Genomic DNA, 6,544 nt, shown 5'->3' with positions numbered 1-6,544 from the left:
GCGTCCGCGACGTTTCGCGCGAGGCGAGGTTGTCTTCCATCAGGGGGACGTGGGGACGTCGCTGTATGTCATCCGGCGCGGAGAGGTCGCCATCCGGCTCAGCTCGCCTGACGGCAAGGAAGTCATCCTGGCGTTGTTGGCGCGAGGGGACTTCTTCGGGGAGCTGGCGTTGCTGGACGGAGAGCCCCGCTCCACGGATGCCGTCGCGCGGGAGGAGTCGGAGCTGCTGGCCCTCCAGCGAGAGGACTTCCGTCGGTTCCTGGAGGACCGGCCCGGCACCTCGCTGGGCTTGCTGGCGACCTTGAGCCGGATGGTCCGCCACGTCACCCAGCTCGTTCACGACACCCACTTCCTGGATGCTCGGGAGCGATTGGTGCGGGTGTTGCTGGACCTGGCGAGGGATCAGGGCGAGCGCGGCCCTGGAGGTGTGGTCATTCCACGAAAGCTCACCCAGACGGAGCTGGCCAACCTCTGTGGGCTGACCCGGGAGAGCACGAACAAGTGGCTGCGCTTCTATGTGCGCGAGGGATTGCTGTCCTATGAGGGAGGGAGAATCACCCTGGTCCATCCGGACCGCCTGGGCCGGGAAACCCCTTAGCACCTGGGGGCATCCGGGGTGTGAAGGCGTTCACTGCGACATGGATTGAGCGCGTCTACGTTTGTCATGTAGCCCCACCGTGGAGGCAGCATGGCGCGTCTGGCTTCTCCGCTCTCAACCTCGACCCAGCCTCACGTCTCTGGGGAATCCGGGGAATCATCGCCCCAGCGCGTGGGGGCGACCATTCCCGCCCCCGAGGCCACCCCGGTGGGCCCCGCTCCACTCCCCGTGTGGACGCGGTTCCTGCCCGCGGGCCGCGTGGTGGTTCGCGAAGGGGACCCCGGCGCGTCGCTGTTCGTCATCCTGGAGGGCAAGGTGGGGGTGTACCGGGAGGGTGGACTTCGCGAGGCCCGGATGGTGGGACACCTGACGGGTGGGAGCTTCTTCGGGGAGCTGTCGCTGCTGACGAAGTGCCCGCGCACGGCCAGCGTCGTCACGCTCGAGCGGACGGTGCTGCGTGAGCTGTCGCGGACGGGCCTGTCGCTGATGGGCGCGCGTCACGGGCTGGAGGCGCCGGTGGTGGCCATGCGGTGTCGCGAGCGGCTGCTCGCGGATGCCCTGAGTGGCAGCGCCCTGTTGAACGAGCTGTCGCCGGAGCTGTGGACCCAGCTGGGCTGCGCGCTCGTTCCCTGCTCGGTGGAGGCCGGGGAGCAGCTGCTCACCTACGGCAGTCCGGGCGAGGCGCTCTACATCCTGCTGCGAGGCCGCTGCGGCGTCTTCCACACGCACGCGGACGGACACATCACGTCGTATCCGGACATGGTGGAGGGAGACGTCTTCGGTGAGGTCTCCATGTTGCGAGGGCGCCTGGCCACGGCGACGGTGAAGGCGCTGACGCCCTGTACGCTGCTGAGGTTGGACCGGGACGTGTTCCGCAAGCACTTCTGGGGTCAGGCGGAGATGCGCCGCGCGCTCGTGAAGCTGGGGATGCGGCGCATGCACCGGACGATGGAGGTCATCGCCCGGCCCCTGGACTGAAGGACTACATCGCGAAGCCGAGCGTCACGCCGAGCACGTGCGCGGAGCCGGAGTAGGTTCCGTCGATGCCCGGCGCGGTGCTCTCCGTGTCCGCGAGGAAGACGAACTGGTAGCCCACGTCCGCGCGCAGGCCGCTGGAAGTGGTGTAGCCCGCGCCGAGGGCCACCTTGTAGCGGTCCGCATCCGGCAGGTCCGGCGTCAGCGTGTCGGCGGGGCTGGGCGACAGGTCCGCGACCAGGCCCGCGCGCGCCTGGAGCTGGGGCGTGACGGCGTACTCGGCCCCCAGGTGATACTTCACCTTCGTCGACCACGTCTTCGCGATGGGGTTGTCGAGCGCGGGCGAGTCGGGGAACTCGATGGCCAGCTGCTCGAAGCTGGACCAGTAGGTGACCTGGGCGTCCAGCGCCAGGGTCAGCCGCTCCATGGGATAGAAGGCCAGGCCGAGCGCGAGCGTGGCGGGGAAGGTGACATCCGCGCTCACGCGCTGGTCCGTCATGCGCTGCTGGAACTCGATGGGGATGTTCTGGAAGTCGGCCTGCCCCTCGAACGTGACGGCGACGGAGCTGCGGTAGTGCACGCCCAGCGTCAGCTCGCCGGGCAGCAGCTCCGCCTGGAGCCCCGCGTTGAAGCCCACGCCCCACGCGCCGCCGCCCAGGTGCACGGCCCCTTCGCTGTCCAGGAAGTTCAGCGCGCGGCGGATCTCCACCGTGGAGCGCACGATGTCCACGCCCGCGCCCACGCGGATGGCGTCGTGGAGCTGATACGCGACAGTGGGGTTGATGTAATACGCGGCGAGGCTCGACTGCTGCCCGCGGAACCGCCCCACGAAGTCGTCCTCCCAGTTGCTGCGCGCGCCATAGGGCGTGTAGGCCCCCACGCCGAACGCGAGCTTCTCGAAGGGACGAAACACCGCGAACACATGCGGCGGCGGTGACAACGTCAGCTTCTGGCCCTGCGTGGCGCCTCCCGTGGGGGTGAATTTCAGGTTCGGGAGGATGGCGGTATCGCCGACGGTGATGTCCAACGTCTTCACGCCGAGGATGTTGGCCGCGTTGGAGTAGATCGCCGACGAGTCCTCGAGCCACGCCGTGGCCGCATTGCCCAGGCCTGTGGCCCGTGCGCTCTGCGTGTCGATCTGGAACCCCGCGGCCTGGCTGGCGCCGGCGGCGAGGAGCGTCATGAGTGAGAGCGTTGTCTTCATGGTCGGTTTGAAACAGCGACTATAGGACAGTCTGCTTTGCCGCAGTGCGCCGGCCATCCAGGCCTGGAGCAATTTTCCGGATGCCCTGCCCTGAACGGTGCATCCCCGGGTCCGGCGTACACCACGCGCCCAAGTGTGAACCGCGCATCCTTGGTAGGGGGCTGCGTGCATTTACCCAGGTTTTCTCAGTAAGACTTGTTTTACCTGGACTCCCCCTCCCCAGGCCCTTCCCATGACCCAGCCACGCTCCCAGGACCTCCTCGTAGAGCGCAGCGTCACTCGTGCGATGGAACCCCGCACCGACACGGAGCGCGCCGTCGCGCGAATCTGGAGTGAGGTGCTGAACATCTCGCAGGTGAGTGCACTCGACAGTTTCTTCGAGTTGGGTGGGCACTCGCTGCTGGCGACACAGGTGCTCTCGCGCATCCGGACGTCGCTCCGGGTGGAGCTGTCGCTCCAGGAGATGTTCGACCTGGTGACGGTGTCGGCGCTGGCGGGGCGCATCGATGCGCTGGTGGCGTTGCAGCCCGGTGAAGTGCTGGAGCCGCTGCATCCGTCTCGCGAGGAGCGGCCGTCGTCGCTGGTGCCGTGTGAGCGGCAGGCGGAGTTGTCCTTCGCGCAGCAGCGGCTGTGGTTCCTGGACCAGTACGCACCCGGCAGCCCGCTCTACAACCTGCCGGCGGCGCTGCGGCTGGAGGGGACGCTGGACGTCGCCGCGCTGGAGCGGGCTTTCACGGAGCTGGTGTGTCGACACCAGTCGTTGCGCACCGTGTTCCCGGCGCGAGATGGCCGGCCGCTGCAGGTGGTGGCGCACGCGGGCAACGCGCCCATGGCGTTGGAGGTGGAGGACCTGCGCTATCTGCCGGAAGCGGAGCGAGAGGCCATTGCCCTGCGCACCGTGCGTGAGGAGGCGCGGTGTCCGTTCGACCTGGTCCGGGGGCCGCTCCTGCGCGCGCGGTTGTTGCGGCTGACGGAGCGCGAGCACGTGGTCGTCGTCACGATGCACCACATCATCTCGGATGCGTGGTCCATCTCCGTGCTCATCCGTGAGGTGGTGGCGCTCTACGAGGCCTTCAGCGCGGGCTGGCCCTCGCCGCTGCCGGAGCTGGGGCTCCAGTACGCGGACCATGCGGCGAGACAGCGCGAGCGGCTGCGAGGCGACGCGCTGGAACGACAGCTCACGTGGTGGCGGCAGCGGTTGGAGGGCGCGCCGCCCGCGCTGGAGCTTCCGACGGACCATCCTCGCGTCGCGGGGGCAGCCCACTCGGGGGCGGTGCTCAAGGTGGAGCTGCCGGTGGGGCTGGTCCGCATGCTGCGTGGCTTCTGTCGCCAGGAGGGGGCCACGTTGTTCATGGGACTTCTCGCGGGGCTCCAGGTGTTGTTGTCGCGTTACTCGGGGCAGGACGACATTTGTATCGGAGCGCCTGTCGCGGGTCGCACCTCGCCGGAGACGGAGGGACTGATCGGCTTCTTCGTGAACACGCTGGTGCTGCGCACGAAGCTGGATGGGGACCCGACGTTCCGTGAGCTGATCGAGCGCGTGCGCGAGACGACGCTGGGTGCTTTCTCGCACCAGGATGTGCCGTTCGAGAAGCTGGTGGAGGTCCTTCAGCCGGAGCGCCAGCCCAAGCGCACGCCGTTCTTCGAGGTGGCGCTGGTCCTGGTCAACACGCCCATGGCGGCGCTGGAGAGCCCGGGGCTGCGCTTCCGTTCGCTGGACGTGGACAGCGGCACGTCCAAGTTCGACTTCACGTTCACGCTCAGCGAGACGTCGACGGGACTGTCGGGGACGCTGGAGTACCGCACGGACCTCTACGCGCCCGAGTCCGCCGAGCGCCTGGTGAAACATCTGGAGCGCGTGCTGGAGCGGGCGGTGATGGCTCCCCATCTGCGCCTGTCCGAGCTGTCCCTGGTGACGGAGCTGGATCGACGGCTCGTGCTGGACACGTGGAACGCGACGTCGGTCGAGTCGCGAAGCGGGGTCTGCGCGCACGAGCTGGTGGAGGCGCAGGCGGCGAGGACGCCGGAGGCGGTGGCGGTGGTGTTCGAGGGGCAGCGGCTGACGTACGCGCAGCTGGAGAGGCGAGCGAATCAGCTGGCGTGGCACCTGGGAGCGGCGGGTGTGGGAGCGGGGGACAGGGTGGGGCTGTGCATGGAGCGCTCGCTGGAGCAGCTGGTGGGGGTGCTGGGGATATTGAAGGCGGGAGCGGCGTACGTGCCGTTGGACCCGAAGTACCCGGCGGAGCGGCTGGGGTACATGGTGGGGGATGCGAAGGTGGTGAGGGTGCTGACGCAGGTGAGTCAGCGAGGGGCCTTGCCGGAGAGGGCGCGCGGGCTGGCGCTGTGCGTGGACGAGGAAGCAGGGGAGGTGGGGAGGCGGCCGGACATGACGCCCCCGAGGGCGGTGCCACCGGGAGGCACCTGCTACGTGGTGTACACGTCAGGGAGCACGGGGAAGCCGAAGGGGGTGGCGCTGTCACACGCGGCGCTGTGCAACCTGCTGCTGTGGCAGCGGGCGCACTCGGTGAAGGCGGAGGCGACGACGCTGCAATTCGCGTCGCTGAGCTTCGACGTGTCCTTCCAGGAGATTTTCTCGACGTGGAGCGCGGGCGGGACGCTGGTGGTGCCGCCCGCGGCGCTGAGGCAGGACGTGCCGGCGCTGCTGGACTTCATGGTGAGTCACCGGGTGGAGCGGTTGTTTCTGCCCTTCGTCGCGCTGCAGGCGTTGGCGGACGCGGTGGCGCACGGGGCGAGCGTGCCGTCGTCGTTGAGGGAGGTGGTGACGGCGGGAGAGCAGCTGCAGGTGACGCCCGCGGTGGTGGCCTTCTTCGAGAAGCTGCCGGGGTGCGTGCTGGAGAACCAGTACGGCCCGTCGGAGACGCACGTGGTGAGCGCGCACCGGCTGAAGGGGCCACCTGCGAGCTGGCCGAGGCTGCCGCCGATAGGGGTGCCGCTGCCGGACACGAAGCTGCTGGTGTTGGACGGGCAGGGGCGGCTGTGTCCGATAGGAGTGGCGGGAGAGCTGTACATCGGCGGAGCGCAGCTGGCGCAGGGGTACCACGAGAGGGCGGAGCTGACGGCGAGGCGCTTCGTGCCGGACGGGTACGCGAGGGAGGCGGGGGCGAGGCTGTACCGGACGGGAGACAGGGCGAGGTGGAGGGGGGACGGGGTGGTGGAGTTCCTGGGCCGGTTGGACGCGCAGGTGAAGGTGAGGGGCTTCCGGGTGGAGTTGGGGGAGGTGGAGGCGGCGCTGAGGGAGTTGCCGGGAGTGAGGGACGCGGCGGCGGGGGTGCATGAGGACGCGCCGGGGGACAAGCGGCTGGTGGGGTACGTGGTGCTGAGGGCGGGGGCGGCGTGGGAGCCGGAGGTGCTGAGGGAGGCGCTGGCGAGGAAGCTGCCGGAGCACATGGTGCCGCCCGCGTTGATGAAGCTGGAGGCGCTGCCGCTGACGCCGAGCGGGAAGCTGGCGCGAGGCAAGCTGCCGGCGCCGGACGTGGAGAGCCTGCGTGGCGCGGCGCCCTTCGTGGCCCCGCGCGACCTGCTAGAAGAGCAACTGGCGGAGTCGTTCGCGGCGGTGCTGAAGCTGCCGCGCGTCAGCGTCACCGACAGCTTCTTCAGCATGGGCGGCCACTCCCTGCTGGCGACGCAGGTGGTGGCGCGGATTCGCGCGCTGCTCAAGGCAGAGGTCCCCTTGAGGACCCTCTTCGAGGCGCCCTCCGTCGCGGCGCTGGCGAAGCGCATCGAGACAGATGTCCGGCTCAAGCCGG

4 protein-coding genes are annotated in these 6,544 nt (G+C 69.2%); 3 read left to right on the top strand and 1 reads right to left on the bottom strand.

Features of this window, described 5'->3' with window-relative positions; translation table 11 throughout:
* Positions 1-598 (top strand): Crp/Fnr family transcriptional regulator (locus ACN469_RS21790; RefSeq protein WP_498770664.1); only part of this gene is annotated, 598 nt, incomplete at its 5' end.
* A 171-nt stretch (positions 599-769) separates the two neighbouring features.
* A complete protein-coding gene (locus ACN469_RS21785; RefSeq protein ID WP_498770663.1) occupies positions 770-1,576 on the top strand; it encodes a cyclic nucleotide-binding domain-containing protein in 807 nt (268 codons plus the stop codon).
* Between the two features lie 4 nt (positions 1,577-1,580).
* Here ACN469_RS21785 and ACN469_RS21780 read toward each other — a convergent pair whose 3' ends face one another.
* Positions 1,581-2,777 (bottom strand): OmpP1/FadL family transporter, encoded by a 1,197-nt coding sequence (locus tag ACN469_RS21780; RefSeq protein ID WP_498770662.1) that lies wholly within the window; start codon positions 2,775-2,777, stop codon positions 1,581-1,583.
* Between the two features lie 286 nt (positions 2,778-3,063).
* Between ACN469_RS21780 and ACN469_RS21775 the strand changes: the two genes are divergently transcribed.
* Positions 3,064-6,544, top strand: a 3,481-nt coding sequence (locus tag ACN469_RS21775; protein WP_498770661.1) for an amino acid adenylation domain-containing protein, incomplete at its 3' end; no start/stop codon positions are given.

It is taken from the genome of Corallococcus terminator, assembly GCF_049194865.1.
Taxonomy (GTDB): domain Bacteria; phylum Myxococcota; class Myxococcia; order Myxococcales; family Myxococcaceae; genus Myxococcus; species Myxococcus terminator_A.
This window is presented reverse-complemented; position numbering and strand designations above follow the sequence as displayed.

Coding starts and splice junctions, on each gene's coding strand:
- ACN469_RS21780 (WP_498770662.1), bottom strand. CDS start 2,777: ATGAAGACAACGCTCTCACTCATGACGCTCCTCGCCGCCGGCGCCAGC.